Raw genomic sequence first — 26,993 nt, 5'->3', positions numbered from 1 at the left:
AATGTTCGAGCTCGTAGACAACGTCCCGCAAAGCCCGGTCATCAAGGTGATCGGCGTCGGTGGTGGTGGTGGTAACGCCGTCAATCACATGGTCAAGAGCAGCATCGAGGGCGTGGAGTTCATCTGCGCCAACACCGATGCCCAGGCGCTCAAGAACATTGGTGCGCGCACCATCCTGCAACTGGGCACTGGCGTGACCAAGGGCCTGGGTGCTGGCGCCAATCCGGAAGTCGGTCGTCAGGCCGCGCTGGAAGACCGTGAGCGCATCGCCGAAGTGCTGCAAGGCACCAACATGGTGTTCATCACCACAGGCATGGGCGGCGGTACCGGTACCGGTGCAGCGCCGATCATTGCCGAAGTGGCCAAGGAAATGGGCATCCTCACCGTTGCAGTGGTGACCCGTCCGTTCCCGTTCGAAGGTCGCAAACGCATGCAGATCGCCGATGAAGGCATCCGCATGCTGGCCGAAAGCGTCGACTCGCTGATCACTATCCCCAACGAGAAGCTGCTGACCATCCTGGGCAAGGACGCAAGCCTGCTGTCCGCGTTCGCCAAGGCCGATGACGTGTTGGCCGGAGCCGTTCGCGGTATCTCCGACATCATCAAGCGCCCGGGCATGATCAACGTCGACTTTGCCGACGTGCGTACCGTGATGGGTGAAATGGGCATGGCCATGATGGGTACTGGCTGCGCCAGCGGCCCGAACCGTGCTCGCGAGGCGACCGAGGCGGCGATCCGCAACCCGCTGCTCGAAGACGTCAACCTGCAGGGCGCCCGTGGCATCCTGGTCAACATCACCGCAGGTCCGGACCTTTCCCTGGGTGAGTACTCCGACGTGGGTAGCATCATCGAGGCGTTCGCCTCCGACCATGCCATGGTCAAGGTCGGTACCGTGATCGACCCGGACATGCGCGACGAGCTGCATGTCACCGTCGTGGCCACCGGTCTGGGTGCGCGCATCGAGAAGCCGGTCAAGGTGGTGGACAACACCCTGCAGACTGCCCAGCAGGCCTACGAGGCATCCAACCCTGCCCCTGCGCGTCAGGAGCAGCCAGCGGTCAACTACCGTGATCTGGAGCGCCCGACCGTCATGCGCAACCAGGCGCACGCGGGTGCGGCAGCTGCGGCCAAGCTGAACCCTCAGGATGACCTGGATTATCTCGATATTCCGGCCTTCCTGCGTCGTCAGGCTGATTAATGAAATTTATCAGGGCTATGAAGGTGATTGGTATTCATCAAAGGTTGGGTCTGGTATTATCGCCAGCCTTTGTTGATAACTGTTCGCAATTTGCGCTGAAGCGGCCAATGCCATGATTAAACAACGCACCCTGAAGAATACCATCCGTGCCACAGGTGTCGGTCTGCACTCTGGGGAGAAGGTCTACCTGACCCTCAAGCCTGCGCCTGTTGACACCGGCATCGTCTTCCGCCGCGCCGACCTCGACCCTGTGGTCGAGATCCCGGCGCGTGCGGCCAATGTCGGCGAGACAACCATGTCCACGACGCTGGTCAACGGTGACGTCAAGGTCGATACGGTCGAGCATCTGCTCTCCGCCATGGCGGGCCTGGGCATCGATAACGCCTACGTCGAGCTCTCCGCCTCGGAAGTACCGATCATGGATGGCAGCGCCGGACCTTTCGTATTCCTGATTCAGTCTGCCGGCCTGGAAGAACAGGACGCAGCCAAGAAGTTCATCCGCATCCTGCGTGAGGTGACAGTGCAAGAGGGCGACAAGCGCGCCACCTTCCTGCCTTTCGAGGGGTTCAAGGTGAGCTTCGAGATCGACTTCGATCACCCGGTGCTTCGCAACCGGACCCAGAGCGCAAGCGTCGACTTCTCCAGCACCTCGTTCGTGAAGGAAGTCAGCCGCGCCCGCACCTTTGGCTTCATGCGTGACATCGAATACCTGCGCAAGCACAACCTTGCGCTGGGCGGCAGTGTGGAGAACGCCATTGTGGTCGACGAGGAAGGCGTGTTGAACGAAGACGGTCTTCGCTACGAAGACGAGTTCGTCAAACACAAGATTCTCGACGCCATTGGCGACCTGTACCTGCTGGGCAACAGCCTGATTGGCGAGTTCAAGGGCTTCAAGTCCGGCCACGCGCTGAACAACCAGCTGTTGCGCAAGCTGATTGCCGAAACCGATGCCTGGGAAGTGGTCACTTTCGAAGATGCCAGCACGGCGCCGATCTCGTATATGCGTCCTGTCGCGGCTGTGTAAGCTCGAACACTCTCTAGTTCATTGAGGCCACCTTCGGGTGGCCTTTTTTATGGGCGGCTTCGTGCAGCAATTGCCAGGTCGTTAGTTGGTAGGGCGCCTGACCAAGCTTCGCAGTCCTTCTGCCTGCTGTCTTGGGCATCGTCTGGCCTGGCCTGCTCCGCACGCCAGAACTGGCGCTCAGTCCTTGGCCTGCGCATGCGCCGCCAGGCGCTCCAGTGCTGCCCGCAGTTTCGCGTCAGTGATGCCTTCGGCCGTCTGCATCAGGCTCTGGGCTGCGCTGTTGGACAATTCGGCCGCATGCCCGCCGCGCTTGGCGGGTACCAGGGGTGGCTGCACCTTGAAAAGAATACGCCTGAGATTGCCGAACGCATCGGTTGCCTGCAATGCCGCCATCAGGCGTTTTTGCTGGTAACGCAGGCGCGTGGCCCAGTGCCCGTCGGTGACCACAAGCAGCAGGGTACCGTCGCGCCATGACGCCACGTGGCAGTGCTCACGTGCAGCCGGTTGCAACTGGCCTTCGACCAGGCGTTGCAGGTGCTCCAGGCGCTCGGCCTGGTTGAGCAGCAGGCGCAGCGGGCGAACCTGGCGCAGCAACGCCGATGGCGGCTGGGCGGGGGAGGGTTTGTAGGCCATGGGTGTACGCATGAGGTTACAAGTAGGGCAGTCTAACACTTCAGCGTCAGTCCCGATCACCTGGCGGTTGAGCCCACTGGCCGAGCGCAGGGCTCGACGTACAGGCGCCAGGCCCTGCAAGGTACCCGGCACAGGCGAGTGTTGAACGCTTTCATCTTTTCAGGTCTTGAACTCAGGGGAAATGCCCCTATCTAAGACACGCCCCTGTAAAAGCGCTGTGCCAGCATCGTGGAATCCACCACTTTCATCACCATCGTTTCCGGGTAGAATGCTCGTTCGCATGCGGCCTTAGGGCTGCACGGGCGACTCATGGGGCCGCCCTCCATCCCTACGTGTGGAAGATCCTGCCAATATGTTTGCGCCTTTGTTAAAGAAACTTTTTGGAAGCAAGAACGAGCGTGAAGTCAAACGCATGCTCAAGACGGTGAGTATCGTCAATGCCTTCGAAGAGAAGATGGTGGCCCTCTCCGACGAGCAGCTGCGTGGCAAGACTGCCGAGTTCAAGGAGCGTTTGGCCAAAGGCGAAACACTGGACCAACTCCTGCCCGAAGCCTTCGCCGTCGCCCGTGAGGCCGGCAAGCGCGTGATGGGCATGCGTCACTTCGACGTTCAGCTCATTGGCGGCATGACCCTGCACGAGGGCATGATCGCGGAGATGCGCACCGGTGAGGGCAAGACCCTAGTCGGTACCTTGGCCGTCTACCTCAATGCGTTGTCCGGCAAGGGCGTGCACGTGGTCACCGTCAACGACTACCTTGCTCGTCGTGACGCCAACTGGATGCGCCCGCTGTACGAATTCCTCGGCCTGTCGGTCGGTATCGTCTCTGCGTTCCAGCCGCCCGAAGAAAAGCGCGCAGCCTACGCTGCCGACATCACGTACGGCACCAACAACGAATTCGGCTTCGACTACCTGCGCGACAACATGGCGTTCAGCCAGGACGAGAAGTTCCAGCGTGAACTGAACTTCGCCGTGATCGACGAAGTGGACTCGATCCTCATCGACGAAGCCCGTACGCCGTTGATCATTTCCGGCCAGGCCGAGGACAGCTCCAAGCTGTACATCGAGATCAACCGCCTGATCCCTCGCCTGACCCAGCACATCGAGGAAGTCGAAGGCCAGGTCACCCAGGAAGGCCACTTCACCATCGACGAGAAGACCCGCCAGGTCGAGCTCAACGAAGCCGGTCACCAGTTCATCGAGGAAATGCTCACCCAGGTCGGTCTGCTGGCCGAGGGCGAGAGCCTGTACTCGGCGCACAACCTGGGCCTGCTGACGCACGTCTATGCCGGTCTGCGCGCGCACAAGCTGTTCCATCGCAACGTCGAATACATCGTGCAGGACGGCCAGGTGCTGCTGATCGACGAGCACACTGGGCGTACCATGCCGGGTCGCCGTCTGTCCGAAGGCCTGCACCAAGCCATCGAGGCCAAGGAAAACCTCAACATCCAGGCCGAGAGCCAGACCCTGGCCTCCACCACGTTCCAGAACTACTTCCGTCTGTACTCGAAACTGTCGGGCATGACCGGCACCGCCGATACCGAGGCTTTCGAGTTCGCCCAGATCTACGCCCTGAACGTGATGGTCATTCCGCCGAACAAGCCCCTGGCGCGCAAGGACCACAACGACCTGGTGTACCTGACCGCCGAAGAGAAGTACGCCGCGATCATCGCCGACATCAAGGAAACCCTGAAGCAGGGTCGGCCGGTGCTGGTGGGTACGGCGACCATCGAAACCTCCGAGCACATGTCCAACCTGCTGCACAAGGAAGGCATCGAACACAAGGTACTGAACGCCAAGTACCACGAGAAGGAAGCCGAGATCATCGCCCAGGCCGGCGCGCCAGGCGCGCTGACCATTGCCACCAACATGGCCGGTCGTGGTACCGACATCCTGTTGGGCGGTAACTGGGAAGCTGAAGTGGCCGCACTGGAAAACCCCACGGACGAGCAGATCGCGCACATCAAGGCCGACTGGCAGAAGCGTCACCAGCAGGTGATCGAGTCCGGTGGCCTGCACGTCATCGCCTCCGAGCGTCACGAATCGCGTCGTATCGACAACCAGCTGCGCGGTCGTTCCGGTCGCCAGGGTGACCCGGGTTCCAGCCGCTTCTACCTCTCGCTCGAAGACAGCCTGATGCGCATCTTCGCCTCTGATCGGGTGAAGAACTTCATGAAGGCGCTGGGCATGCAGTCGGGCGAAGCCATCGAACACCGCATGGTCACCAACGCCATCGAGAAGGCCCAGCGCAAGGTCGAAGGCCGCAACTTCGATATCCGCAAGCAATTGCTCGAATACGACGACGTGGCCAACGAGCAGCGCAAGGTCATCTACCACATGCGCAACAGCCTGCTGGCCGCAGAGAACGTCGGCGACACCATTGCCGAATTCCGCAAGGAAGTGCTCGATGCCACCATCAGCCAGCACATCCCGCCGCAGTCGCTGCCTGAGCAGTGGGACGTGGCCGGCCTGGAAGCCTCGCTGTCCAGTGACTTTGCCATGAAGTTGCCGATCCAGCAGTGGCTCGACGAAGACGACCACCTCTACGAAGAAACCCTGCGCGAGAAACTGCTGCACGAAATCACCACGGCCTACACCGAGAAAGAGGACCAGGCCGGGATGGAAGCACTGCGCACCTTCGAGAAGCAGATCCTGCTGCGCGTGCTGGACGACCTGTGGAAGGACCACCTGTCGACCATGGACCACCTGCGTCATGGTATCCACCTGCGCGGCTACGCCCAGAAGAACCCGAAGCAGGAGTACAAGCGCGAGTCGTTCACCCTGTTCCAGGAGCTGCTCGAGTCGATCAAACGCGACGCCATCCGTGTGCTCTCGCACGTTCAGGTTCGCCGCGAAGACCCTGCCGAGGAAGAAGCACGCCTGCGCCGCGACGCCGAAGAGCTGGCCAGCCGCATGCAGTTCGAGCACGCGCCAGCACCTGGTCTTGAAAGCGAGCAGTTGGCCGAGGAGGGCGCTGAGGTAGCCGTGGCTGCCGAGCCTGTGCGCAATGAGCAGAAACTGGGTCGCAACGAGCCGTGCTGGTGTGGTTCGGGCAAGAAGTTCAAGCACTGCCACGGCCAGATCGAGTGATCTGACCGCTGGGCCGTCACAAGGCGCACGCCGTCTTGTGGGCCGCTCAATGCCAAGGGGCTACTGCGCAGCTCATCGCCGGCACGCCACTGCCGGACTGGGTTGCGCCGATTCAAGCCATACGGTGTGCCTGGTTCGGCCGGGCTTGCCAGAGATGGGCCGCACCGCGGCCCTTTTTTTCACCAAACGTATCTTCTAGGAGCGCTCCAATGGCTGTTGGTCTTGGTCCTTTGCCTACGCTGCACCCTGTCCCGGGTTTCGAACTCGGCATTGCCTCTGCCGGCATCAAGCGCCCGGGGCGCAAGGATGTGGTGGTCATGCGCTGCGCCGAGGGTTCGAGTGTGGCCGGTGTGTTCACCCTCAACGCCTTTTGCGCCGCCCCCGTGATCCTGGCCAAGCAGCGGGTACAGGGCACCGTGCGCTACCTGTTGACCAACACGGGCAATGCCAATGCCGGCACGGGCGCCCCTGGCCTGGAAGCGGCGCAGCGAACCTGCGCAAAACTCGCCGAGCTTGCCGGTGTGCCCGCCGAGTCGGTTTTGCCGTTCTCCACCGGCGTGATTGGTGAGCCCCTGCCGGTCGAGAAGATCGAAGGCGCCTTGCAAGCTGCCCTGGATAACTTGTCGGAAAACAACTGGGCTGAAGCGGCCACAGGCATCATGACCACCGACACCTTGCCCAAGGGCGCGAGCCGTCAGTTCCAGCACGACGGCGTGACCGTGACCGTAACCGGTATCAGCAAGGGTGCGGGCATGATCCGCCCGAACATGGCAACCATGCTGGGCTACATCGCCACCGACGCCAAGGTCGCGCCAGGGGTACTCAAGGACTTGATGCTGGACGGGGCCAACAAATCGTTCAACCGCATCACCATCGACGGCGATACCTCGACCAACGACTGCTGCATGCTCATCGCCACCGGTCAGGCCGACCTGCCGGAAGTCACCCAGGCCAGCGGAGCCCTGTTCGAAGCCCTGAAAAAGGCAGTCTTCGAGGTTTGCATGGAGGTGGCCCAGGCCATTGTCCGTGACGGTGAAGGGGCGACCAAGTTCGTGACCGTGCAGGTCAACGGCGGTGGCAATCATCAGGAATGCCTGGACGTTGGCTACGCCGTGGCGCACTCGCCGCTGATCAAGACCGCACTGTTCGCCTCCGATCCGAACTGGGGCCGCATCCTTGCAGCGGTTGGGCGTGCCGGCGTGCCCGCGCTGGATGTGAGCCTGATCGATGTGTACCTGGATGAGGTGTGCATTGCCAGCCAGGGCGGCCGCAGCCCAAGCTACACCGAAGACCAGGGCGCCCGGGTGATGGCCCAGGAAGAAATCACCATCCGTATCGACCTTGGCCGTGGTCAGTGCAGTGAAACCATCTGGACCACCGACCTTTCTCACGAATACGTGAAGATCAACGCCGAGTACCGCACCTGATGCCGCCGGGGCCGTTCGCGGTCCCGATGTTTCAATGCCAAGGGAGCAAAACCATGAGCTTTATGCCAACCCCATCGTCCATGGTCGGCGTGACAGAGCGTGACCGATGAAACGGGTTCACGTCGTTGCAGCCGTGATTCGGGGTATGGACGGGCGGATACTCATCGCCCGTCGCGCCGACACCCAACACCAGGGCGGCCTCTGGGAGTTTCCGGGAGGCAAGGTGGAGCCAGGGGAAAGCGTCGAGGCCGCGCTGGCGCGTGAGCTCGACGAGGAGCTGGGCATCCAGGTAACCCGCTCGCGGCCCTTGATCAAGGTCAGTCACGATTACCCCGACAAACACGTACTGCTTGAGGTACGCGAGGTCGAGGCCTTCACCGGTGAGCCCCATGGCGCGGAGGGGCAACCGCTGGCCTGGGTCGCGCCGCGCGAGCTGCCGGACCATGCGTTTCCCGAGGCCAACAAGCCCATCGTCACCGCTGCCCGGCTGCCGGATCAGTACCTGATCACACCGGACGGCCTGGACGTGCCTGACATGCTCAAGGGGATCCAGAAGGCCGTGGCCAATGGCATCCGGCTGATCCAGTTGCGTGCACCGGACATGTACGACCCCAAGTATCGGGATGTGGCGGTGGATGCGGTGGGGTTATGCGCTGGCAAGGCCCAGCTGATGCTCAAGGGGCCGCTGGAATGGCTGGGCGACTTCCCGTCGGCAGGCTGGCACCTGACCGCGGCGCAGTTGCGCAAGTATGCCGACAAGGGCAGGCCGTTCCCGGTCCAGCGTTGGCTTGCCGCCTCCTGCCACAACGCCGAGGAGCTTGCCCTGGCCAAACAAATGGGGGTGGACTTCGTCACCCTGTCGCCGGTCCAGCCTACCGAAAGCCATCCACAGGCCGCGCCGCTTGGCTGGGAACAGGCCCAGCGCCTGATTGCCGGGTTCGACCAGCCGGTGTACCTGCTCGGTGGCGTGGGGCCAGAGGCGCGCGAGCAAGCCTGGCTAGCCGGGGCGCAGGGCGTTGCGGGTATCAGGGCGTTCTGGCCGGCTCTTTGACGGCGGGCCAGTGCGGCAAGCGCCAAGGCGTCAGCCCTGAGGTTTTTCGGCGGGCTGCCACAGCACTTCAGCAATCCCTTGCCGCCTGCCAATGATGCGGGCGGCAACGAACAGCAGGTCCGATAGGCGGTTGATGTACGCCAGGCCGACACCTTCCAGTGGCTCTACGGTATTGAGGTGCTGGCAGCGTCGCTCGGCGCTGCGTGCCAGGCTGCGGCACACGTGCGCCTGGGCGACCAGCGCCGACCCGCTGGGCAGGATGAAATTCTTCAATGGGCCCAGTTCGTCGTTCCACACATCGATGGCCGCCTCCAGCCGCTCCACCTCTGCGGTGGTCAGGGCCTGGTAACTGGGCATGGCCAGCTCCCCACCCAGGTCGAACAGGCGGTGCTGACAGGGCGCCAGCACGCGGCTGACTTCGTCCAGACCTTGTTCATCCAGGCCAGCCAGCAACAAGCCAAGCTGGCTGTTGAGGCTGTCCACCTCACCGATGGCTTCGATGCGTGGATGATCCTTGGGCACTCGCCGGCCATCGCCCAGGCCGGTTTCCCCAGTGTCGCCAGTGCGGGTATAGATCTTGGACAAGCGGTAGCCCATGTCATTGCTCCGTGTTGACCGGCAGCGGCGGATGCGGCTGCCCGAGGGGCAGGCGCAGGGTGAAACAGGTCCCCTGCCCAGGTGTGGAATGCACCTCCATCTGCCCCTTGTGGTTATTGGTGATGATGAAGTACGACACCGAAAGCCCAAGGCCGGTGCCCTGGCCGATTTCCTTGGTCGTGAAGAAAGGCTCGAAGGTGCGCTTGCGCACGGCTTCGGGCATGCCCACGCCATTGTCCTCCACCTGGATTTCTGCCCAGGGTGGCGCAAGCCGTGTGCGCAGGATGATGCGGCCTGGCTCGCAAGGTGCCGGGCGCTGGTGGATGGCCTGGGCGGCGTTCTTGAGCAGGTTGAGCAACACCTGCTCCAGTTCGTTGGCGGTGCAGGGCACAGGCCCCAGCGCCGGGTCGAACTGGCGCACGATAGCCTGGCCCTTGAAGTCGAAACCGATGGCCAGGTCGAAGTCGTTGCCTGCTATGTCCACCGCCTGGTCTATCAGGGCAGGCAGGTCGCAGGGCGCCAGTTCGCGCGTGCTGCGGCGGCTGAAACTGAGCATGTGGGTGACGATCTTGGCGGCCCTGGCCCCCGCTTGCTGGATGCCATCGAGCAACTGCGGCACTTCGCGGCTTTGCAGGTAGCCGTTGACCGTGGTCAGGTCGATCCCTAACGCCTGGGCCTGCTCAAGATTGCGCGGCAGGTCGGGTGACAGGCGACGGCGGATGTTCTGCACGTTGTGCAGGATGGCCCCGAGCGGGTTGTTGATTTCGTGGGCCATGCCGGCCGCCAGGCCTCCGACCGAGAGCATCTTTTCCGACTGCACCATCATCTCTTCGAGCGACAGGCGCTGGGTGATGTCATCGATCCGGATCACCACGCCCCGGCCTCCACCGCCGGTGAGCGGGTAAAAGGTCAATGCGTAATGCCGCGGCTCGTCATCCTTGTGCCAGGTGACACGGTCGATTTTTGCCACCCGGTGCCGCTCCACCGTGTCCTTCAACTGTGGCAAGAAGGGTTTGAGTGGCGCGAAGGCCATGAACACCGGCTGGTTGAGCGCCTCGTTGAGGGTCGTGCCGGATAACGCCGTCGCCTCTTGATTCCACTGGGTCACATACAGCTGCTCATCCAGGGCGATCAGGGCAGACGGCATGGAGTCGATGATGCTGTTCAGGTAGTTCTGAAAGCCTGTGAGCTTTTTCTCGATCTTGCTGCGCACCTGCACTTCGAGCTCAAGCTTGCGATTGGTATGGCGCGTTTCCTCGGCCAATCCCTGGGCCTGGTCGTAGGCGCTCTGGAACTCGTCCCGGGCACGCTTGAGCTGGTGCTCCCGGGCTTCGATGCGCGAGAGCATGGTATTGAAGGCATTGGCCAGGCTACCGATCTCGTCGTCGTTGCCGCGTTGGGCCCGCAGCGCATAGCTCTCCTCACGGGTGACCTGGCGGCTGAGTTCTTCGAGCTGGTTGATCGGTTGGGTGATCAGGCGTTTGATCTGCCGTGCAATGAAAAGCCACAAAAGCACGCTGAACACCAGTATGGCCAGACTTGCACTGAGCGTCCCGGTGTAGAAAGCGGTGGGCAGTTCACTGCTGGCCACCAGCAGCAAGTGCGCCGGCGGGCTACCGGCCCGCGGCAGGCGAATCAACTGCGTGCTGCGAAACTCCATGAATCGCCAGCCTTCTATGTTGCGAAAGCGCTTGGGCAGTGTCAGGGGGTCGCCATGCTGCAGCTGGGCGAGCATGCGCCCGTCGCTGCCATACAAGGCGGCGCGCAGCGGCGTATAGCTGTCCAGTTCATCGAGCAGCGCCTGGGCCGAGGCGGAGTCGTCTGCCGCGCGGGTCGACAGCTCGGGGTTGGAGACCAGCCGCCCGATGGTCTGGAGCGCTTGCGGTGCCATGCTTTCCTGGGTGATCCAGTAGGCGGCGCTGATGAAAGTCAGGTTCGCCACCAGCAAAATGGTCACCAGCAAGACCAGCAAAGCTGCCAGCAGCTTCTGCCCGACGGGGAGGTTCTCCAGGCGTTGACGCAGCGTCATGGGCAAGGCGATGTCCGTGTGGGTTCAAGGGCCGCGTCAGTCGCAGGGCAAGCCCCGCGCGCGCAAGTTATCGACCAGGCGTTGGAGCAGGTGTTCCAGATACGGCAAGTGCAGCCCATGTCGGCGGGCTGCCTGGCAGGCATAGCCAAGCAGGTACTGCACTTCGGTGCGCCGCCCAGCCTGTACATCCTGGTACATCGAAGCGTAGTTGCTGGCGGTGGCCAGGAGCACCCGTTGTACGTCCTGCTCAAGGTCCTGAGCGGCCTGCGGCTGGCCGCACTGAAGCAACAGGCTCTCGAGTTCAAGGCACAGTGCCTGCACTTGGTCGAGGTGACCGAGCAGGCCCCCGTTGCGACACTGGTGCAGCACGGTCAGCGGGTTGATCGCGCAGTTGATGGCCAGCTTGCGCCAGAGTCGGCTGAGGATGTCAGGCGTCCATTGGGCAGGGATACCTGCCGCTTGCAAGTCCTCGAGCCACGGCGGTGGTGCAGGATTGCCAGGGTCCCCCAGCCAGTTGTACCCCTGCCCGGCGAAGCGCACCTGCCAGTCATGTTCCCGATAGGCGCCTTCGGTGCTGGAGACGAAGATGCAGCGGGCCTGCGGCACCTGGCTGGCCACCTCTTCCTGGCTACCCAGGCCGTTCTGCAACAACAGCACCTCGGCCCCCGGCACCAGGCGGCCGGCAACGCTGGCCACGGCCGGCGCCGCGTCATAGGCCTTGCAGGCCACCAGCAGGCGGTGGATCGGCCCATTACCCTGGGCGGTCTCGGCCGGGATGGCGTAGTGGGCGGTCAGGTCTTGTTCCAGCAAGCCAAGGCTGCCCACTTGCTGGTAGGCCTGCAACCGCGTGCTGTCACGCAAGATCAAGCGCACGGCCTTGCTGGCCCGCGCCAGACGACAAGCCCACAGGCTGCCCAGGCTACCTGCGCCGAGAATGTGCCAGGTGCTGCTCATATGCGTTTCGCAACCGTTATAATGAGCCCGCATTTTAACCGTCAAACCCAGCGCGCTCCATCTTCAGTCCGAGCGCGCTTTTATTTTGGGAGAGTAACCATGCCTTCGTTCGACGTGGTATCGGAACTGGACAAGCACGAAGTGCAGAACGCGGTCGACAATGCCATCAAGGACCTCGACCGCCGCTACGACCTCAAGGGCAAGGGCAGCTTCGAGTTCAAGGATAAAGAGCAGACCGTCATGCTCACCGCCGAGGAAGAGTTCCAACTCGAGGCGATGCTCGAAATCCTGCGCCTGGCCCTGGTCAAGCGCAAGATCGACGTCAAGTGCCTGGAGACCAAGGACCCCTATGCGTCCGGCAAGGAGAAAAAGCAGGAGGCCAAGTTCCGCGAGGGCATCGACAAGGACCTGGCGAAGAAGATCGTCGCCACCATCAAGGATGGCAAGCTCAAGGTCCAGGCCGCCATCCAGGGCGAGCAGGTACGGGTTACCGGCAAGAAGCGCGATGATCTGCAAGAGGCCATCGCCTTGCTGCGTACCAAGGAATTCGACATGCCGCTGCAGTTCAACAACTTCCGCGACTGACCCGGGCCGCCGGAACCCCCATGCAGTTGCGGCTGTCCATGGGGGCCTGGCCGCTGAAATGCACGCGGCCCGACGTATTGTGCAATCGCCGCTCGGCATCAGGAGATGAATATGGATTTGAGTGCTGAAGTCGATCAGCTGGTCCGCCAATCCGAAACCTGGATTCCCATGATCATGGCGTACGGCAGCCGCCTGCTGCTGGCGCTGGTGACCCTTGCCATCGGCTGGTGGGTGACCAACATCGTCAGCGACCGGCTGGCAAGGCTGGTGGGCCTTAAAGTTCACGACCCAGCGCTGCAGAACTTCATTCGCACGCTGGCCAACATCGTGCTGAAGATCCTGCTGGCCATCAGCGTGGCCTCGATGATCGGTATCGAGACGACCTCCTTCGTGGCGGCCATCGGTGGTGCCACCCTGGCCATCGGCCTGGCGCTGCAAGGCAGCCTGGCGAACTTCGCAGGCGGCGTCCTGATCCTGCTGTTCCGCCCGTTCCGCATCGGTGACTGGATCGAAGCGCAAGGCGTAAGTGGTACCGTGGATAGCATCCAGATCTTCCACACGGTGCTGCGTACCGGCGACAACAAAACCGTGATCCTGCCCAACGGCTCCCTGTCCAACGGGATCATCACCAACACCAACCGCCAACCTACCCGCAAGGTGGTGTTCGACGTGGGGGTGGACTACGAGGCTGACCTGCAGAAGGCGCGCAACGTCCTGCTGGAACTGGCCCAGGACCCACGTGTGCTGGCCGACCCGGCCCCTGTGGCGGTGGTGTCCACCCTGGGTGACAGCTCGATCACCGTCTCGCTGCGTCTGTGGACCAAGACCTCGGACTACTGGGACGTGATCTTCATGCTCAACGAGCAGGCACGTGACCGTTTGAAGGCAGAGGGGATCGACATTCCATTCCCGCAGCGGGTCATTCGCGTGGTACAGGAAACGGCCGCGCAGTAAGGCCACAGTACAAGCTGGCATCGATCGAGCCCGCCCTGCGGGTTCAGCAGCGTCCTTCAAGGGCCTGCTGGGCGCGCAGGGCGGGCTTCGTTGCTCAGGGCGTTCAAGTGACGCGCGCTTACACTTGCTCACAGTCAGTCATTGCGATTTCTGGCATACAGCCTCGTCCCCCCGTCATCTTCGTAAACCATCATGAAACCACTGCTGTACATCACCCCGCTGCGGGCCTTGTTGTTCGGCCTGACACTCGCACTGTTCGAACTGCTGACCTACCTGGCCAGCGACGCCGTCATGCCGGCAATGCCCGTTGTGGTGGGCGAGCTCAAGGCCGGCCCCGAATACATTCCGCATGCGCTCAATCTCTACCTGCTCGGTGGCGTCTTGCTGCAATGGCTGATCGGGCCGTTGGCCGACCGCTACGGCCGCCGACCGCTGCTGCTCATAGGTTGCGCATTCTTCGGCCTGGCGTGCCTGGGCACCTTCTGGGTCCATGACATCGGCCTGTTCAACCTGCTGCGTCTGCTGCAAGGCATCGGGCTAGGGTTTGTGGTCACGGTCAGTTACCCCGCACTCAACGAGGCATTCAGCGAGGCGGATGCCGTGCGCATGATGGCCCTGCTGGCCAATATCGCCTTGCTTTCGCCACTGCTGGGGCCTTTGGTGGGGACGTTGCTGCTGCAATGGCTAGACTGGCGCTGGTTGTTCGTGGCGTTCGCCATTGGCGCCGTGGTCGCCTGGTTGCTGCTGTATCGGTTGATGCCCGAAACCCTGGGGGTGGAGCGGCGCGACGGCTCGCGCCTGGCCTTTACCCCGATCCACCTGCTGCCCTTGCTGGCCGGATACGGGCAACTGCTGTCGAACCGACGCTTCGTCGCCGGGAGCGCCGCCCTGGGCCTGGTTGGCCTGCCGTTGATCGGCTGGATTGGCCTGTCCCCGGTGCTGCTCATCCACGATGAGGGGCTAAGCACGCTCGCCTATGCCCTGTGGCAGTTGCCGGTGTTCGGTGGGCTGATTCTGGGCAACTTGATCATCAACCACATTGCCGACCGCTACCCGCTGCCGACGTTGGTGCGCGGTGCTTTGTGGCCGTATGTGGCCGGGCTTTGCCTGATGGTGGTGGCAACTTGGGTATGGCCGAGCGTCATCAGCCTGGTGGCGGGCCTGTCGCTCTACGCACTGGGCCTGGGTGTCGCCAATGCCGTGCTCTATCGCATGACATTGTTCGCCAGCACGCAAAGCAAAGGCCTGGTCTCGGCCATGCTCGGCATGATCACCATTGCGCTGCTGGGACTGGGCGGGGCCTTGCTGGCCATGATTGGTGCCGGTGCCAGCCTTTTGCACTTTGCCGTGGCGGCCGGTGTGGCAGGGGGGGTGGCCCTATGCCCGCTGTGGTCGCTATTGAGGGCGCGCAGTGCCCAAGCGGCTGTGATGCCTTAGGCCGATACACAGGCCTTGCCCTTGCAAGGCATGCTGTTCAGGGCTGCTCGCGGGCCGGGGCAGGCTGGCTTGCCGGCTGGCCGGGCGTGCCGTCCTGGCGCCACTGCAAGGCGATCAGGATCAAGGTCGGCACCCCAAGCAGCGCGGTGATCAGGAAGAAATCGTGGTACCCGAACTTCTCCACCATGACGCCGGAATAGCCGCCGATCAGGCGTGGCAGCAGCAACATGATCGAGCTCAGCAGCGCATATTGGGTGGCCGAGAACTTCAGGTTGGTCAGGCTCGACAGGTAGGCGACAAAGGCTGAAGTCGCCATGCCTGAGCTGAAGTTGTCCAGGGAAATGGTCACCACCAGCATTTCCAGGTTCGGCCCCATGTCCGCCAGCATCAGGAACAGAATGTTGGTGCCGGCAGACGCCACGCCACCGATGAACAGAATAGGCATGATGCCGAAGCGCACAATGAGCAAGCCGCCCACACCGGCGCCCACCAAGGTCATGATCAGGCCGAAAATCTTGCTGACACTGGCGATCTGGTCCTTGGTAAAGCCCATGTCGATGTAGAACACGTTGGCCATGACGCCCATCACCGTGTCGGACATGCGGTAGGTGGCGATCAGGCCGAGTAACAGCAGGGCTTGCCAGCGGTAGCGCACGATGAAGTCATTGATGGGCGTGAGCACCGGCGCGAGGCCGCGGCGGCCAAGGCTCGACAGGCAAGCCCAGGACAGCAGCACGTACAGGATCAAGCGCAGGAAGGCGCGGTCTTCTAGCAGCAGGTCCAGGGGCGTGGCGTCGCCTGAGATCACGCTCGACCAGCCTGTATTGAACATCTGCGTGAAGCTGGCCGGCACCGACACCAGCAGGATGATGAGCACGAACACCGAGGCCAACTGGTGGGCCAACCCGTAGCGGGCTGCCGACAGTTGGGTGCGCAGGGGCACGGGCGGTTCACGCATGACCAGGGTCGTGAAGAGGGCCGGGAGCATCATGACTGCGAACATGACATAGGTGCCGGCCCACGCCTTGTGCAGGTAGCTGAACCCGGTGGAGCCAAACCATTCTGCAAAGAACAGTGCGCCGGCCGTGGCGAGCAGGGCGGCGACGCGATAACCGGCCATGTAGCTGGCGGCTAGGGCCGCCTGGCGTTGGTCATCGGCGATTTCCAGGCGGTAGGCATCCACGGCGATATCCTGGGTAGCCGAGGCAAAGGCCACCAGGACGGCCAGGGCGATCAGCCAGGAGAGGTGCTGTTGCGGGTCGCACAGGCTCATGCCGACCAGGCCCACCACGACCAGGGCCTGGGACAGCAGCAGCCAGGAACGGCGACGCCCCATCCCGCCCAGAAGCGGTAAACGCCATTGGTCCAGCAGCGGCGACCACACCCATTTGAAGGCATAGGCCAGGCCGATAAGGCTGGCATAGCCGATGGTTTCCCTGGCTACGCCGGCTTCGCGCAACCATACGGAGAGGGTCGAGAACACCAGCATGTAAGGCAGGCCGGCCGCGAAGCCGAGCAGCAAAAGCACCAGGGTTGACGGGCTGGCATAAGCAGCAAGCGCAGCGCGCCAGGTTTTACGGGGCATGGACCAACATCTGCCTCAAGTTTCCAGGACAAAGCGCGCACTCTAACCGCTGTGCTCCATCGGGCGCCAGCCATGGCGCGTCATATCCACGCGATTGTTGGCCACCTGCACACCTTCGGCACGCAAACGGGCCCGTTGCTCATCGCCTGATGGGGTACCCGAAGGCAGGCTCAGGCGCCCGCCTGCGCCCAGCACCCGATGCCAGGGCAAGCGCGTGCCCTGGGGCAGTTGCGACAGGGTGCGTCCCACCCACCGTGCGGCTTTGCCAAGCCCGGCAAGCTCAGCCAATTGGCCGTAGCTCACCACATGCCCGGCAGGCACCTGGCCGAGCACTGAATAAAGTGCCGTCCGTCGGCCCTCTGCAGTTTCCAAGGTATGACCCATCGCGTCGGACACCAGACCCTCCCTGGGGTGTAGATGAAACCTGACCAGCGGCCAGTAAATGAGAGTGGAACTCATCGGCACATTGCAGGTCTTTGCTTGCTCTTGCCGGTTGCATCCGGATAATGCCCGGTTTTCTCGCCAAATCGAACCTGTAGCCTGCTTATGTCCCTCAAATTACTGCTGTCATTGCTTGCCGCGTCCTGCTGCGCATCCCCGGCGTTTGCCGATACCGTCTGGATGAAGAACGGCGACCGTCTGAGCGGCAAGATCAAGGTTTTCGACGGCGGCAAGCTGTTGCTCGAGACGCCTTACGGCGGTTCGATCGCCTTGGACTGGAAACAGGTCAAGACCCTGGAAAGCGACCAGGAGCTGCTGGTCAAGCAGGATGCCTACTCTGGCGAGAAGGCCAAGTCGCTCAAGGCAGCCGAGGCCGGCAAGGTGACCCTGGCCAACGGCGAGGCACCCAAGACGGTGGACCTGGCGAGCATCGAGCAGATCATGAAGCCCAAGCCGGTGGTCGAGGACCTGGTCTGGAAAGGCAATGTCGATGTGGCGCTGGACTACAAGCGGGCCGAGAACGACACCGACGACTACGACGTCAGTTTCAAGACGACTGCCCGTCATGGGCGCTGGCGTCACAACGCCGAAGGTGAATACAACCGCGAGACCAAGGACGATGTCACCACCGCCGACAACTGGAGCGCCGAGTACGCGCTTGACCGCTTTCTGACCGAGAAATGGTTCTGGCAGGGGCGCGCCGAGTACAAGCGTGACCGTATCGAAGACCTCGCCCGCCAGCGCACGGTGGGTACCGGCCCTGGCTACCAGTTCTGGGACGATGAGCTGGGTGCCTTCTCGCTGGGCTCGTTGATCAACCGCACCGACTTCGAGTACCAGGACGGTGACAAGGACAACTTCTATTCCGCTGCCGTGAAGTGGGACTACACCCGCTACCTGATCGGCAAGAAAGTGCAGCTGTTCACCAACGGCGAGCTGGCAAAGCCCCTGGGCAATGTTGCCGACTACTCCCTGGACGCTGAAGTCGGCCTGCGCTACAAGGTCACCGACTGGGCGTCGCTGAACCTCAAGGCCGAGAAGGACATCATCAGTGGCACCCGCGAAAGCGACCTGGACAAGACCCGCTACACTGCAGGCTTTGGCGTCACCTGGTAAGCCGTCGAGGTTAAGCCAGGCGATTGGCGCCAGGCCTGACTTGGTCGTGCTAGTGCCTGTGACCACCGCCTGCTGCCTGCAGGGTTTCATCGAGGGGTTTTGAAGTGAGTGAGAACGCCGTCCGTCCTGCACGGGAATTGTTGCTCAAGGAATACCGCGGAGTCTTGTCGACCCATTCCAAGTCCATGCCGGGTTTCCCGTTCGGTTCGGTCGTGCCCTATTGCCTCGATGCACAGGGCAGGCCGCTCATCCTGATCAGCCGTATCGCCCAGCACACGCATAACCTGCACAAGGACGCCAAGTGTTCGCTGCTGGTGGGCGAGCGCGAGGCGCAGGACGTGCAGGCGGTCGGGCGACTGACCGTCATGGCCGAAGCGCGCAAGTTGCAGGACCCGGCCAGCATCGAGGCAGCGGCCATGCGCTATTACCGCTACTTTCCGGACGCGGCCGACTACCACCAGGCTCACGACTTCGATTTCTGGGTGCTTGAGCCGGTGCGCCACCGGTACATTGGTGGCTTCGGTGCTATCCACTGGCTCGATCAGGTGACCTTGGCCAATCCGTTCGCCGGCAAGGTCGAGAGCGGCATGATCGAGCACATGAACAGCGACCACGCTGCCGCCATCGCGCACTATGTGCAGCTTGCCGAGCTTCCCAGCCACATCCCTGCGCAGTTGGTCGGTATCGACAGCGAGGGGATGCACCTGCGCATCGGCCAGGCAATCCACTGGTTGGCATTTGCGAGCCGTTGCAATACGCCGACACAAGTGCGCGAAGCCTTGGTTTTGCTGGGCCGCGCCGATCACTGGCCGGCCTTGAGCGAAATACCTGCTTGAAAAGCGGAGCACACGCATCCATTTGTAGGTCTTACTGCAAGGGTGTCTTGCGACGAGGAATGCTTTGATGCGTGTTTTTCTACTGCTGCTTCTGCTGTTTCCCGTGCTGGAGCTGTTCGTCTTCGTGAAAGTCAGCGCCGCCATCGGTTTTTTCCCGGCGTTGCTGCTGATAATTGCCGGCTCCGCCCTCGGGGTATTGGTCATGCGAGTTGCCGGGTTGGCCACGGCCCTGCGTGCGCGTGAAAGCCTGCAGCGCGGTGAGCTGCCTGCCGAGGACATGTTCCATGGCATGATGCTGGCGGTCGGCGGCGGGCTGCTGATGATCCCCGGTTTTATCAGCGACGTGCTCGGCCTGCTGTGCCTGTTGCCCTTTACCCGCCAGTTGGCGGCCCGCAAGATGCGCGAGCGTGCCCAGGCCCAAGCGACCCGCCAGCGAGCGTTTCAGGATGACCCGTTGCAGGGCCAGCCCCCGCGGGATGGGGGCCATCGCCCCAATGTAATCGAAGGCGAGTACGAACGCCGCGATCAGTGAGAACAGGGCCGCCAAGCGGCCCTTTTTTTATGCCTTTGCAAAAAAATTTCCCTATCAAGCCTTGTAATCGATTCGGACGGCCTCATGTAGTGGTCACCGCAAGGTTTCTGGTGGCGACACCAGACATGACTCAGGCCGTTTGCTCGTGGCGAGCGGCCTTCCGGCAACGCCGGACAGCATCAACCCGCCGGTGTCGACACCGGCCGATGAAAACCACAATTTGGGAGAGATCGACAATGAAGCTTCGTCCTCTGCATGACCGCGTCGTCATCCGTCGCAGCGAAGAAGAATCGAAAACCGCTGGCGGTATCGTCCTGCCAGGTTCGGCCGCTGAAAAACCAAACCGCGGCGAAGTCGTCGCCGTCGGCACCGGCCGCGTCCTGGACAACGGCGAAGTACGTGCGCTGGCCGTGAAAGTGGGTGACAAAGTGGTTTTCGGCCCGTACTCGGGTAGCAACACCGTGAAAGTCGACGGCGAAGACCTGCTGGTCATGGCCGAAAACGAAATCCTGGCCGTTGTTGAAGGCTGATTTCCACCGACTTCCCGTTACTCCAAAGATTTATCAAGGATTAAACGATCATGGCTGCTAAAGACGTAAAATTCGGCGATTCCGCTCGCAAGAAAATGCTGGTTGGTGTCAACGTTCTGGCTGACGCGGTAAAAGCGACCCTGGGCCCGAAAGGCCGTAACGTGGTACTGGCCAAGAGCTTCGGCGCGCCGACCATCACCAAGGACGGCGTTTCCGTCGCCAAGGAAATCGAGCTCAAGGACGCCTTCGAGAACATGGGCGCCCAGCTGGTCAAGGAAGTCGCTTCCAAGGCCAACGATGCAGCCGGTGACGGCACCACCACCGCGACCGTGCTGGCTCAGTCGATCGTCAACGAAGGCCTGAAGGCCGTTGCTGCCGGCATGAACCCGATGGACCTCAAGCGCGGCATCGACAAGGCCACCTCCGCCATCGTCGCCGAGCTGAAGAACCTGTCCAAGCCATGCGCCGATTCCAAGGCCATCGCCCAGGTCGGTACCATTTCCGCCAACTCCGACAGCTCCATCGGTGAAATCATCGCCGAAGCCATGGAAAAGGTCGGCAAGGAAGGCGTCATCACCGTCGAAGAAGGTTCGGGCCTGGAAAACGAGCTGTCCGTTGTCGAAGGCATGCAGTTCGACCGTGGCTACCTGTCCCCGTACTTCGTCAACAAGCCAGACACCATGGTTGCCGAGCTGGACAGCCCGCTGCTGCTGCTGGTCGACAAGAAGATCTCCAACATCCGTGAGCTGCTGCCAGTGCTGGAAGCCGTTGCCAAGGCCGGCCGCCCACTGCTGATCGTTGCTGAAGACGTCGAAGGCGAAGCCCTGGCTACCCTGGTCGTCAACAACATGCGCGGCATCGTCAAGGTTGCAGCGGTCAAGGCGCCAGGCTTCGGCGACCGTCGCAAGGCCATGCTGCAGGACATCGCCGTCCTGACCGGCGGCCAGGTTATCTCCGAAGAAATCGGCCTGTCCCTGGAAACCGCTACCCTGGAACACCTGGGCAACGCCAAGCGCGTGACCCTGTCCAAGGAAAACACCATCATCATCGACGGCGCTGGCGCTGAAGATGATATCCAGGGTCGCGTCAAGCAGATCCGTGCCCAGATCGAAGAAACCTCTTCGGACTACGATCGTGAGAAGCTGCAAGAGCGTCTGGCCAAGCTGGCTGGCGGTGTTGCCGTGATCAAGGTCGGTGCTGGCACCGAAGTCGAGATGAAAGAGAAGAAAGCCCGCGTCGAAGACGCCCTGCACGCTACCCGTGCAGCGGTCGAAGAAGGCGTGGTGCCTGGCGGTGGTGTTGCCCTGGTGCGCGCCCTGTCTGCAATCGTTGACCTCAAGGGTGACAACGAAGACCAGAACGTCGGTATCTCGCTGCTGCGCCGTGCTGTCGAAGCACCGCTGCGTCAGATCACTGCCAACGCCGGCGACGAGCCAAGCGTTGTGGCCGACAAGGTCAAGCAGGGTTCGGGCAACTACGGCTACAACGCTGCGACCGGCGAGTACGGCGACATGATCGAAATGGGTATCCTGGACCCAGCCAAGGTCACCCGTTCGGCACTGCAAGCTGCTGCTTCGATCGGCGGTCTGATGATCACCACCGAAGCCATGGTTGCCGACCTGCCGGAAGACAAGCCAGCAGGCGGCGGCATGCCTGACATGGGCGGCATGGGTGGCATGGGCGGCATGATGTAAGCCAGCCTTACCCCCGCTGTACCCCAAAGCCCCGGCTCGCAAGAGCCGGGGCTTTTTTGTTCAGGGGTCGGCATTCCATCGGTGGGTGCTGGCTCAGGCAGGGCGGGGCTCGGTGGCTGGCCTGTTCTGCGCGCGTCTGCGGTACAGCACCAGGTAGTAGGCACCCAGGCCGATCAGCCAGCAGAACACAGCCGTCCAGACGTTGTGGGACAAAAAGTGCGCCCCTTGCATCATCCTGCCCACCGACAGCACTGTACCTGCGATCAGGGCTACCGCAAACGCGACGCGCGCAAGACGCGGTTTACGATCACGCAACGCGAAAAACAGCGCGAACAGGCAGAACCCCGTGGTCGCGTGACCGCCCGGCCAGCACAGCCCCGGCTTGTCGGTAGCAGGCCTTGGCTCAAGCAGCTTGCTGTAGGTTTCCGAGCCGCCGAACTGCGTGAGGCTCCAAGGGCACTGCACCTGCGTCAGTTTCTTCAGCGGCGTGACGAAGGCGGTGGATACCCCCAGTGCGAGCACCAGGCAACCCAGTTCGCGGCGCCAGCTGTACAAGCCCTTGACCAAAAAACTTGCCACAAACACAGCCAGTGCCAGGACGCCCAGCACGATTACGCCCTGCTTGACCCGGTCATGCAGGATGTTTTCCAGCAGGTAGCTGTGCCGACCGATGAACTGCCCGGTGGCGGTATCGAAGAACAGGTTGGCCACGTCCATGTCCACCGAGGTCCATTCGAGCGCCACCAGCGCAAGCATGGTGGCCAGTGGAATACCCAGGTACAGCCACAGGTTCAAGGGGCGAGGGCAAGTTGGTTGCTGCATGGCGGCTCCAGGGCACGGAAAGGTCGCGCATTGTCGGGCCGCTCCTATGCTGTGTCCGTGAAGGTTCAGTGAAAAAAACGTCAAGCCGCCTGAATTCATCCAAAGGCTGGCACCCCGCAGGCTTAGGCCTTAAGCTGCGCCTGCCGCGCATCACCGCGAGCAGCGTCGCACAGGAGAAATTCATGCGCATCCTCTTGGTTGAAGACAACCGCGATATTCTGGCCAACCTTGCCGACTACCTTGGCATGAAGGGCTATACCGTCGACTGTGCCCAGGATGGGTTGTCGGGCCTGCACCTGGCAGCGACCGAGCACTATGACCTGATCGTGCTCGACATCATGTTGCCGGGTATCGATGGCTATACGCTGTGCAAGCGCCTGCGCGAAGACGCCCGCCGCGACACGCCGGTGATCATGCTTACCGCCCGCGATCAACTGGACGATCGGCTGCAAGGCTTCCGTTCCGGCGCCGATGACTACCTGCTCAAGCCCTTCGCCCTGTCCGAGCTGTCCGCGCGTATCGAGGCTGTGCTGCGCAGGGCGCAGGGGGGTGGCCGTCGCACGCTGCAGGTCGCCGACCTGAGCTACGACCTCGACACACTGGAGGTCAGCCGGCAAGGCCGCCTGCTCAAGCTCAACCCGGTCGGCCTGAAACTGCTGGCGGTACTCATGCAGAAGAGCCCGCACGTGTTGCGGCGCGAAGTACTGGAAGAGGCCCTGTGGGGCGATGACTGCCCTGACAGCGACAGCCTGCGCAGCCATGTACACCAGTTGCGTCAGGTGATCGACAAACCTTTCGAAAAACCCCTGCTGCATACCGTCCATGGCGTCGGCTATCGCCTCGCCGAGGGTCGCGATGGAGTTTAAACAGAGCCTTGCCCAGCGCATCATCATTGCCTTTGCGCTGATGAGCGCGCTGGTGGCCGGGGCTTTCGCGGTGGGTATCGTTTCCACCGTGCACCTGGTGGAAGAGCGCCTGATTTCCTCGGTGCTCGGCGGTGACCTGCAGCGGCTGTTGCGCATGGACAGTGTCAGCGACTGGAGTCACCGTCCGCGACCGGACCAACTGTTCTACTTCAGTGGTGGGCGGGACGACTTCGAGCTGCCCAAGGACCTGCGCCATCTGGACCGGGGTTTCCACGAGGTCTTTCGCGACCAGCTTTCGTATCACGCCATGGTGGAGATCGTGGACGGTCGTCGTTACGTGCTGTTGCAGGATCAAAGCGACTTCGAGGAGCGAGAGCGGCTGCTGTTCGCCGTAGTGGTCGTAGGGTTCGTATTGAGCCTGGTGCTCGCCGTGATCCTGGGCTGGTTGGTGGCGCGTCGTGTAATGGCGCCGGTCATCCGCCTGGCGCGCCAGGTGCGCCATCGCGACCAGCTGCTTGGGTTGGCGCCACCCTTGGCGCCTGACTACGCCGCTGACGAGGTCGGGCAGTTGGCAGTGGCCTTCGACGACACCCTGGGCCGTCTGCGCGATGCCTTGACGCGCGAGCGCCTGTTCACAAGTGACGTCAGCCACGAGTTGCGTACACCACTGATGGTGCTGGCGACCTCATGCGAGCTGCTCATGGAAAACCCGGCATTGGATGCGCGTTCGCGCAGTCAGGTCGAACGGGTGGCCCGCGCCACCGAGGAAATGCGCGAGCTGGTGAAAACCTTCCTCATGCTGGCCCGGGCCCAAAGGGACGAAGGTGCTGTGGCATCGCGGGCAACCCTGCGCGAAGTAGGGGACGAATTGATCGGGGTTTGGCGCGACACCATCGAACAAAAGGGGCTGACGCTGCATTACGAAGGCCGTGGCAACGCAGGTCCGGTCTTGTACAACGCCACCTTCCTGCAATCTGTCATGGGCAACCTGCTGCGTAACGCCGCCCATTACACCGACAGCGGTTACATTCGTCTGACTCTGCAAGCCACAAGTTTCACCGTGGAGGACAGCGGGGTAGGCATCCCCGAGGAGCAGCGCGAGGCCATGTTCAAGCCCTTCGTGCGCGGGGACGAACGCCGAGGGGAAGGCCTTGGTCTTGGCTTGTCATTGGTCCAGCGCATTTGCGATGACCAAGGCTGGCAGGTCACGCTGACCTCGACCCATCCCCATGGCTGCCGATTTCAAGTGGACCTCAGCAGTACTGTGGTCAAGGGCGAGCTGAATACACTTTCGTAATAGCCTGTAAGAAATATCCTGGTGAAGAACGCTTTTTTCACAACGTCATAACCTGATTCCAACGATTGGCTGCTTAGTCTGGCCGCCATTGGAATCAGGAGATGCCCGATGCGCAGCCCCATCAACCTCGAGTTTTCCCGTAAATACGACAAGGCCCATGCCCAACAGTATTTTTTGAAGCACCAGGCCGGCTTGGCCAGGCGCCTGTCCCATAAACGCGATGAGCAGTTGGCTCGCCGGGCCCTGATGCTGGCGGGCGAACCGGGCTTGGTCTTGGACCTGCCCTGCGGAGCGGGTCGCTTCTGGCCTCTGCTGGCGGAAAAAGCCAACCGCGTGATCATTGGAGCAGACAATTCCGCCGACATGATCGAGACGGCATGCGCGGCCCAACCACCGGAAGTCGTGGCCCGGGTACGACCTTTGCAAACCTCGGCCTTTGCCATCGAGTTACCGGATAACGCGGTGGACAGCATTTTTTGCATGCGTCTGTTTCACCATATTGGCGAAGCGGCTCACAGGAAAGCGATTCTGAAGGAGTTTCAACGGGTTAGCCGAGACAGCGTAATTGTGTCGCTGTGGGTGGATGGCAATTTCAAAGCCTGGCGGCGCAGGAAGCTCGAGCACCGTCGCGATACCGAGCATGGGCCGGACAGTTACCAGAACCGTTTTGTGTTACCTGCCGAAACGGTTGAGACGGAGTTCGCAGCCGCTGGTTTCAGGATCCAGGAACGCCTCGACTTCCTGCCGTTTTATGCCATGTGGCGCGTGTATGTGCTGCGCAAGGGTTAAGGTGCATGACGGTTCACAAGACCTGTACCCCTTGCGCAGGCACCCTCGATACCGGTGCCGCCATTCGTCGTTGAACGGTGCAAAGGCGCCTAGGTTGCACTACGTTTATCAAATGGCGTTTGGCAGCGCTGTCAAAGGGTTAGGGCAATGAAACTAGAAATAGCTCGAACTTTGTTCCTGGTTGGGGGCTTGGCGCTCACCACGGTTGCAGTGGCCGCTTGGGAACAACCGAAAACCGTGGTGTTCAGCCAATCGGAACTGGCTGAGCAATGTGCTTTGCCGCGCGAGGTAAAGCCACAGCAGCATGCCAAGGTGCAGCCTGATCACGACCTGCTGTTGTTCCTGTTCGGCATGCGCCAGGGGCTGCGGCCGTTTGGTTGAGCCGCAGGGCACAACCAGACGCCCGTTTCAGATCACGTGCAGGTGATTGTCCCAGAAGCCTGAAGGCAGGTTCAGGGGCTGGCCGACGAGCTGGTGCTTGCGGCAATCATAGAACCGGCAGCGGCCTTGGCCCGATGTCACCACGAACCCGTCCTTCACCGCGCCAACGCCGGCACAGTCGGGCATGGGCGCATCCAGACGAACCGCGCCGCTGTCCAGGTCCCAGACGAACAGGCGGTTGGCCCGTGGTGCTGTCAGTGCCACCAGGCGCAGTTCGTCGTGTATGGCCACGCTGGCGGTGTATTGGGCCATGGCCTGTAACTGGTGGTGCGGAACTGGGAAGGCCTGGAAAGCCTGGCCTGGTCGTTTGATCGCCAGCAGCTCGGCAGTTTCCGAGGCATCCCCCATGAACTGCTGACACGCGGCAATGGTGCCATCGCGGGCTACCGCCAAGTGACGAACACTGTTCATCTGCTGGGCCAGGGTTTCCTTGCTCAACAAGGTGCCGTCGCGCTGCATCAGCACCAAGCTTGGCTCCATGGCATCAAGGTTCATCTCCACTCGGCTTTCGGCCTCGGTGCGGATACCACCGTTGGCGACCACCAGCGTTTCGCCGTCCGGCAGCCAGGCGACTTCGTGCGGGCCAATGCCATGGGTGCTGAGCTCGCCGGTGCGCACCAGGCGCTCGTCTTCGAAACGGTAGACCCCCAGCACGCCACGGCCAGGGTCTCGGGTATCGTTTTCGGTGGTGTACAGCCACTGACCGTCCTTGTGCAGCACGGCATGACCATAGAAATGCCGGTCAGGCGGCGATACCACCGTCTGCAACAGCTTCCCGTCGCGCAGGTCGACCAGGTAGCTTTCAGTCCCTGGGCGGCGAGCCACGAACAGGGCGATGGGCTGCTCCGGGTGATCGATGATGGCATGGCAACGCTGGGCCACCTGGGTGCTGAACACCTGGGTGCCGTCCAGGCGATAGCCCACGGCGTAATGCTTGCCATCGGCGTCGTCGCGTGCCGACAGCAGCAGGGGCTCGCTGCCTTTTTTGCGCAGAAGACTCCAGCCGCCCAAGGTGAGGGCACTGAGTACAACGCTACCGAGTTTCAAGGCCTGGCGTCGCAGCATGA

At 62.2% G+C, this 26,993-nt stretch carries 25 protein-coding genes and 1 pseudogene; 18 read left to right on the top strand and 8 right to left on the bottom strand.

The annotated features are described in order from the left end of the window. Position 1 precedes the first annotated feature (1 nt). Positions 2–1,198: a cell division protein FtsZ gene (gene ftsZ / locus FS767_RS08605; protein ID WP_012274054.1), complete on the top strand. Its 1,197-nt coding sequence runs from the start codon at positions 2–4 to the stop codon at positions 1,196–1,198. Positions 1,199–1,310: 112 nt separating this feature from the next. Continuing rightward, positions 1,311–2,222, top strand: coding sequence for a UDP-3-O-acyl-N-acetylglucosamine deacetylase (gene lpxC, locus FS767_RS08600; RefSeq protein ID WP_023534425.1), 912 nt, complete (start codon positions 1,311–1,313; stop codon positions 2,220–2,222). Positions 2,223–2,399: 177 nt separating this feature from the next. Here the strand turns inward: lpxC and FS767_RS08595 are convergent, their stop codons facing one another. Further along, positions 2,400–2,855: a DUF721 domain-containing protein gene (locus FS767_RS08595; protein ID WP_144964863.1), complete on the bottom strand. Its 456-nt coding sequence runs from the start codon at positions 2,853–2,855 to the stop codon at positions 2,400–2,402. Positions 2,856–3,207: 352 nt separating this feature from the next. Here FS767_RS08595 and secA point away from each other — a divergent pair, with 352 nt between their 5' ends. The 3 genes from secA (at position 3,208) to FS767_RS08580 (ending at position 8,421) form a co-directional block, all read left to right on the top strand. Next, positions 3,208–5,943, top strand: coding sequence for a preprotein translocase subunit SecA (gene secA, locus FS767_RS08590; RefSeq protein WP_058603294.1), 2,736 nt, complete (start codon positions 3,208–3,210; stop codon positions 5,941–5,943). Positions 5,944–6,152: 209 nt separating this feature from the next. Continuing rightward, positions 6,153–7,370: a bifunctional glutamate N-acetyltransferase/amino-acid acetyltransferase ArgJ gene (gene argJ / locus FS767_RS08585; RefSeq protein WP_058603293.1), complete on the top strand. Its 1,218-nt coding sequence runs from the start codon at positions 6,153–6,155 to the stop codon at positions 7,368–7,370. 106 nt (positions 7,371–7,476) lie between these two features. Further along, positions 7,477–8,421, top strand: a complete 945-nt coding sequence (locus FS767_RS08580) for a Nudix family hydrolase (RefSeq protein WP_058603292.1) — start codon at positions 7,477–7,479, stop codon at positions 8,419–8,421. 30 nt (positions 8,422–8,451) lie between these two features. Here FS767_RS08580 and FS767_RS08575 read toward each other — a convergent pair whose 3' ends face one another. From FS767_RS08575 to FS767_RS08565, 3 genes are read right to left on the bottom strand one after another with little or no spacing between them, the layout of a single operon-like run. Beyond that, a complete protein-coding gene (locus tag FS767_RS08575) occupies positions 8,452–9,018 on the bottom strand; it encodes a cob(I)yrinic acid a,c-diamide adenosyltransferase (protein ID WP_100850934.1) in 567 nt (188 codons plus the stop codon). A gap of 1 nt (position 9,019) precedes the next feature. After that, positions 9,020–11,047: an ATP-binding protein gene (locus FS767_RS08570; protein WP_144964862.1), complete on the bottom strand. Its 2,028-nt coding sequence runs from the start codon at positions 11,045–11,047 to the stop codon at positions 9,020–9,022. A gap of 36 nt (positions 11,048–11,083) precedes the next feature. Beyond that, positions 11,084–12,001, bottom strand: coding sequence for a putative 2-dehydropantoate 2-reductase (locus tag FS767_RS08565; protein ID WP_144964861.1), 918 nt, complete (start codon positions 11,999–12,001; stop codon positions 11,084–11,086). A 99-nt stretch (positions 12,002–12,100) separates the two neighbouring features. On the opposite strand from FS767_RS08565, the gene FS767_RS08560 reads away from it, so the two are divergent. The 3 genes from FS767_RS08560 (at position 12,101) to FS767_RS08550 (ending at position 14,977) form a co-directional block, all read left to right on the top strand. Next, a complete protein-coding gene (locus tag FS767_RS08560; protein WP_144964860.1) occupies positions 12,101–12,586 on the top strand; it encodes a YajQ family cyclic di-GMP-binding protein in 486 nt (161 codons plus the stop codon). Between the two features lie 111 nt (positions 12,587–12,697). After that, on the top strand, positions 12,698–13,540 hold the full coding sequence (locus tag FS767_RS08555; RefSeq protein WP_023534305.1) for a mechanosensitive ion channel family protein: 843 nt from the start codon (positions 12,698–12,700) through the stop codon (positions 13,538–13,540). Between the two features lie 192 nt (positions 13,541–13,732). Beyond that, positions 13,733–14,977: an MFS transporter gene (locus FS767_RS08550; RefSeq protein WP_144964859.1), complete on the top strand. Its 1,245-nt coding sequence runs from the start codon at positions 13,733–13,735 to the stop codon at positions 14,975–14,977. Positions 14,978–15,014: 37 nt separating this feature from the next. Here FS767_RS08550 and FS767_RS08545 read toward each other — a convergent pair whose 3' ends face one another. Next, positions 15,015–16,562, bottom strand: a complete 1,548-nt coding sequence (locus FS767_RS08545; protein WP_058637151.1) for an AmpG family muropeptide MFS transporter — start codon at positions 16,560–16,562, stop codon at positions 15,015–15,017. A 42-nt stretch (positions 16,563–16,604) separates the two neighbouring features. Next, positions 16,605–16,946 (bottom strand): MGMT family protein, encoded by a 342-nt coding sequence (locus FS767_RS08540; RefSeq protein WP_144964914.1) that lies wholly within the window; start codon positions 16,944–16,946, stop codon positions 16,605–16,607. Between the two features lie 162 nt (positions 16,947–17,108). Here FS767_RS08540 and FS767_RS08535 point away from each other — a divergent pair, with 162 nt between their 5' ends. The 5 genes from FS767_RS08535 (at position 17,109) to groL (ending at position 21,711) form a co-directional block, all read left to right on the top strand. Further along, a complete protein-coding gene (locus tag FS767_RS08535) occupies positions 17,109–18,119 on the top strand; it encodes a DUF481 domain-containing protein (RefSeq protein ID WP_144964858.1) in 1,011 nt (336 codons plus the stop codon). A 104-nt stretch (positions 18,120–18,223) separates the two neighbouring features. After that, the gene (locus tag FS767_RS08530) at positions 18,224–18,955 is read left to right on the top strand and encodes a HugZ family protein (RefSeq protein ID WP_144964857.1); all 732 of its coding nucleotides are present in this window, start codon (positions 18,224–18,226) and stop codon (positions 18,953–18,955) included. Between the two features lie 67 nt (positions 18,956–19,022). After that, complete coding sequence (locus FS767_RS08525) at positions 19,023–19,487, top strand: FxsA family protein (RefSeq protein WP_144964856.1); 465 nt, start codon at positions 19,023–19,025, stop codon at positions 19,485–19,487. Positions 19,488–19,723: 236 nt separating this feature from the next. Further along, a complete protein-coding gene (locus FS767_RS08520; protein ID WP_003251905.1) occupies positions 19,724–20,017 on the top strand; it encodes a co-chaperone GroES in 294 nt (97 codons plus the stop codon). Between the two features lie 50 nt (positions 20,018–20,067). Next, positions 20,068–21,711 carry a chaperonin GroEL gene (gene groL / locus FS767_RS08515; RefSeq protein ID WP_144964855.1) on the top strand — a complete coding sequence of 548 codons (1,644 nt, stop codon included), beginning with the start codon at positions 20,068–20,070 and terminating at the stop codon, positions 21,709–21,711. 93 nt (positions 21,712–21,804) lie between these two features. Here the strand turns inward: groL and FS767_RS08510 are convergent, their stop codons facing one another. After that, positions 21,805–22,533, bottom strand: coding sequence for a phosphatase PAP2 family protein (locus FS767_RS08510; protein WP_144964854.1), 729 nt, complete (start codon positions 22,531–22,533; stop codon positions 21,805–21,807). Between the two features lie 182 nt (positions 22,534–22,715). Here FS767_RS08510 and colR point away from each other — a divergent pair, with 182 nt between their 5' ends. From colR to FS767_RS08485, 5 genes and pseudogenes are all read left to right on the top strand, one after another. Further along, the gene (gene colR / locus FS767_RS08505; RefSeq protein WP_023534349.1) at positions 22,716–23,399 is read left to right on the top strand and encodes a two-component system response regulator ColR; all 684 of its coding nucleotides are present in this window, start codon (positions 22,716–22,718) and stop codon (positions 23,397–23,399) included. Next, positions 23,389–24,696, top strand: a complete 1,308-nt coding sequence (locus tag FS767_RS08500; RefSeq protein ID WP_058603278.1) for a HAMP domain-containing sensor histidine kinase — start codon at positions 23,389–23,391, stop codon at positions 24,694–24,696. The genes colR and FS767_RS08500 overlap by 11 nt, the downstream gene beginning before the upstream one ends. A gap of 108 nt (positions 24,697–24,804) precedes the next feature. Then, positions 24,805–25,485 (top strand): class I SAM-dependent methyltransferase, encoded by a 681-nt coding sequence (locus FS767_RS08495; RefSeq protein WP_144964853.1) that lies wholly within the window; start codon positions 24,805–24,807, stop codon positions 25,483–25,485. 58 nt (positions 25,486–25,543) lie between these two features. Continuing rightward, a pseudogene (locus tag FS767_RS23330) lies at positions 25,544–25,636 on the top strand (InaA protein); the annotation flags it as partial. After that, positions 25,633–25,866: a hypothetical protein gene (locus FS767_RS08485; RefSeq protein WP_058603276.1), complete on the top strand. Its 234-nt coding sequence runs from the start codon at positions 25,633–25,635 to the stop codon at positions 25,864–25,866. The pseudogene FS767_RS23330 and the gene FS767_RS08485, both read left to right, overlap by 4 nt. Before the next feature lie 27 nt (positions 25,867–25,893). Here FS767_RS08485 and FS767_RS08480 read toward each other — a convergent pair whose 3' ends face one another. Continuing rightward, positions 25,894–26,991: a DUF1513 domain-containing protein gene (locus FS767_RS08480; protein WP_144964852.1), complete on the bottom strand. Its 1,098-nt coding sequence runs from the start codon at positions 26,989–26,991 to the stop codon at positions 25,894–25,896. Positions 26,992–26,993: the final 2 nt, after the last annotated feature.

The sequence above is a fragment of the Pseudomonas sp. DE0010 genome (genome assembly GCF_007680745.1).
Classification (GTDB): Bacteria; Pseudomonadota; Gammaproteobacteria; order Pseudomonadales; family Pseudomonadaceae; genus Aquipseudomonas; species Aquipseudomonas parafulva_B.
The sequence above is the reverse complement of the archived record's forward strand: the minus strand, read 5'-3'. Positions and strand labels throughout refer to the sequence as shown.

What these genes read in the sequence shown, in the direction of transcription:
- ftsZ (WP_012274054.1), top strand. Translation starts at nt 2, where the DNA reads ATGTTCGAGCTCGTAGACAACGTCCCGCAAAGCCCGGTCATCAAGGTG.
- lpxC (WP_023534425.1), top strand. Translation starts at nt 1,311, where the DNA reads ATGATTAAACAACGCACCCTGAAGAATACCATCCGTGCCACAGGTGTC.
- FS767_RS08595 (WP_144964863.1), bottom strand. Translation starts at nt 2,855, where the DNA reads ATGGCCTACAAACCCTCCCCCGCCCAGCCGCCATCGGCGTTGCTGCGC.
- secA (WP_058603294.1), top strand. Translation starts at nt 3,208, where the DNA reads ATGTTTGCGCCTTTGTTAAAGAAACTTTTTGGAAGCAAGAACGAGCGT.
- argJ (WP_058603293.1), top strand. Translation starts at nt 6,153, where the DNA reads ATGGCTGTTGGTCTTGGTCCTTTGCCTACGCTGCACCCTGTCCCGGGT.
- FS767_RS08580 (WP_058603292.1), top strand. Translation starts at nt 7,477, where the DNA reads ATGAAACGGGTTCACGTCGTTGCAGCCGTGATTCGGGGTATGGACGGG.
- FS767_RS08575 (WP_100850934.1), bottom strand. Translation starts at nt 9,018, where the DNA reads ATGGGCTACCGCTTGTCCAAGATCTATACCCGCACTGGCGACACTGGG.
- FS767_RS08570 (WP_144964862.1), bottom strand. Translation starts at nt 11,047, where the DNA reads ATGACGCTGCGTCAACGCCTGGAGAACCTCCCCGTCGGGCAGAAGCTG.
- FS767_RS08565 (WP_144964861.1), bottom strand. Translation starts at nt 12,001, where the DNA reads ATGAGCAGCACCTGGCACATTCTCGGCGCAGGTAGCCTGGGCAGCCTG.
- FS767_RS08560 (WP_144964860.1), top strand. Translation starts at nt 12,101, where the DNA reads ATGCCTTCGTTCGACGTGGTATCGGAACTGGACAAGCACGAAGTGCAG.
- FS767_RS08555 (WP_023534305.1), top strand. Translation starts at nt 12,698, where the DNA reads ATGGATTTGAGTGCTGAAGTCGATCAGCTGGTCCGCCAATCCGAAACC.
- FS767_RS08550 (WP_144964859.1), top strand. Translation starts at nt 13,733, where the DNA reads ATGAAACCACTGCTGTACATCACCCCGCTGCGGGCCTTGTTGTTCGGC.
- FS767_RS08545 (WP_058637151.1), bottom strand. Translation starts at nt 16,562, where the DNA reads ATGCCCCGTAAAACCTGGCGCGCTGCGCTTGCTGCTTATGCCAGCCCG.
- FS767_RS08540 (WP_144964914.1), bottom strand. Translation starts at nt 16,946, where the DNA reads ATGGGTCATACCTTGGAAACTGCAGAGGGCCGACGGACGGCACTTTAT.
- FS767_RS08535 (WP_144964858.1), top strand. Translation starts at nt 17,109, where the DNA reads ATGTCCCTCAAATTACTGCTGTCATTGCTTGCCGCGTCCTGCTGCGCA.
- FS767_RS08525 (WP_144964856.1), top strand. Translation starts at nt 19,023, where the DNA reads ATGCGTGTTTTTCTACTGCTGCTTCTGCTGTTTCCCGTGCTGGAGCTG.
- FS767_RS08520 (WP_003251905.1), top strand. Translation starts at nt 19,724, where the DNA reads ATGAAGCTTCGTCCTCTGCATGACCGCGTCGTCATCCGTCGCAGCGAA.
- groL (WP_144964855.1), top strand. Translation starts at nt 20,068, where the DNA reads ATGGCTGCTAAAGACGTAAAATTCGGCGATTCCGCTCGCAAGAAAATG.
- FS767_RS08510 (WP_144964854.1), bottom strand. Translation starts at nt 22,533, where the DNA reads ATGCAGCAACCAACTTGCCCTCGCCCCTTGAACCTGTGGCTGTACCTG.
- colR (WP_023534349.1), top strand. Translation starts at nt 22,716, where the DNA reads ATGCGCATCCTCTTGGTTGAAGACAACCGCGATATTCTGGCCAACCTT.
- FS767_RS08500 (WP_058603278.1), top strand. Translation starts at nt 23,389, where the DNA reads ATGGAGTTTAAACAGAGCCTTGCCCAGCGCATCATCATTGCCTTTGCG.
- FS767_RS08495 (WP_144964853.1), top strand. Translation starts at nt 24,805, where the DNA reads ATGCGCAGCCCCATCAACCTCGAGTTTTCCCGTAAATACGACAAGGCC.
- FS767_RS08485 (WP_058603276.1), top strand. Translation starts at nt 25,633, where the DNA reads ATGAAACTAGAAATAGCTCGAACTTTGTTCCTGGTTGGGGGCTTGGCG.
- FS767_RS08480 (WP_144964852.1), bottom strand. Translation starts at nt 26,991, where the DNA reads ATGCTGCGACGCCAGGCCTTGAAACTCGGTAGCGTTGTACTCAGTGCC.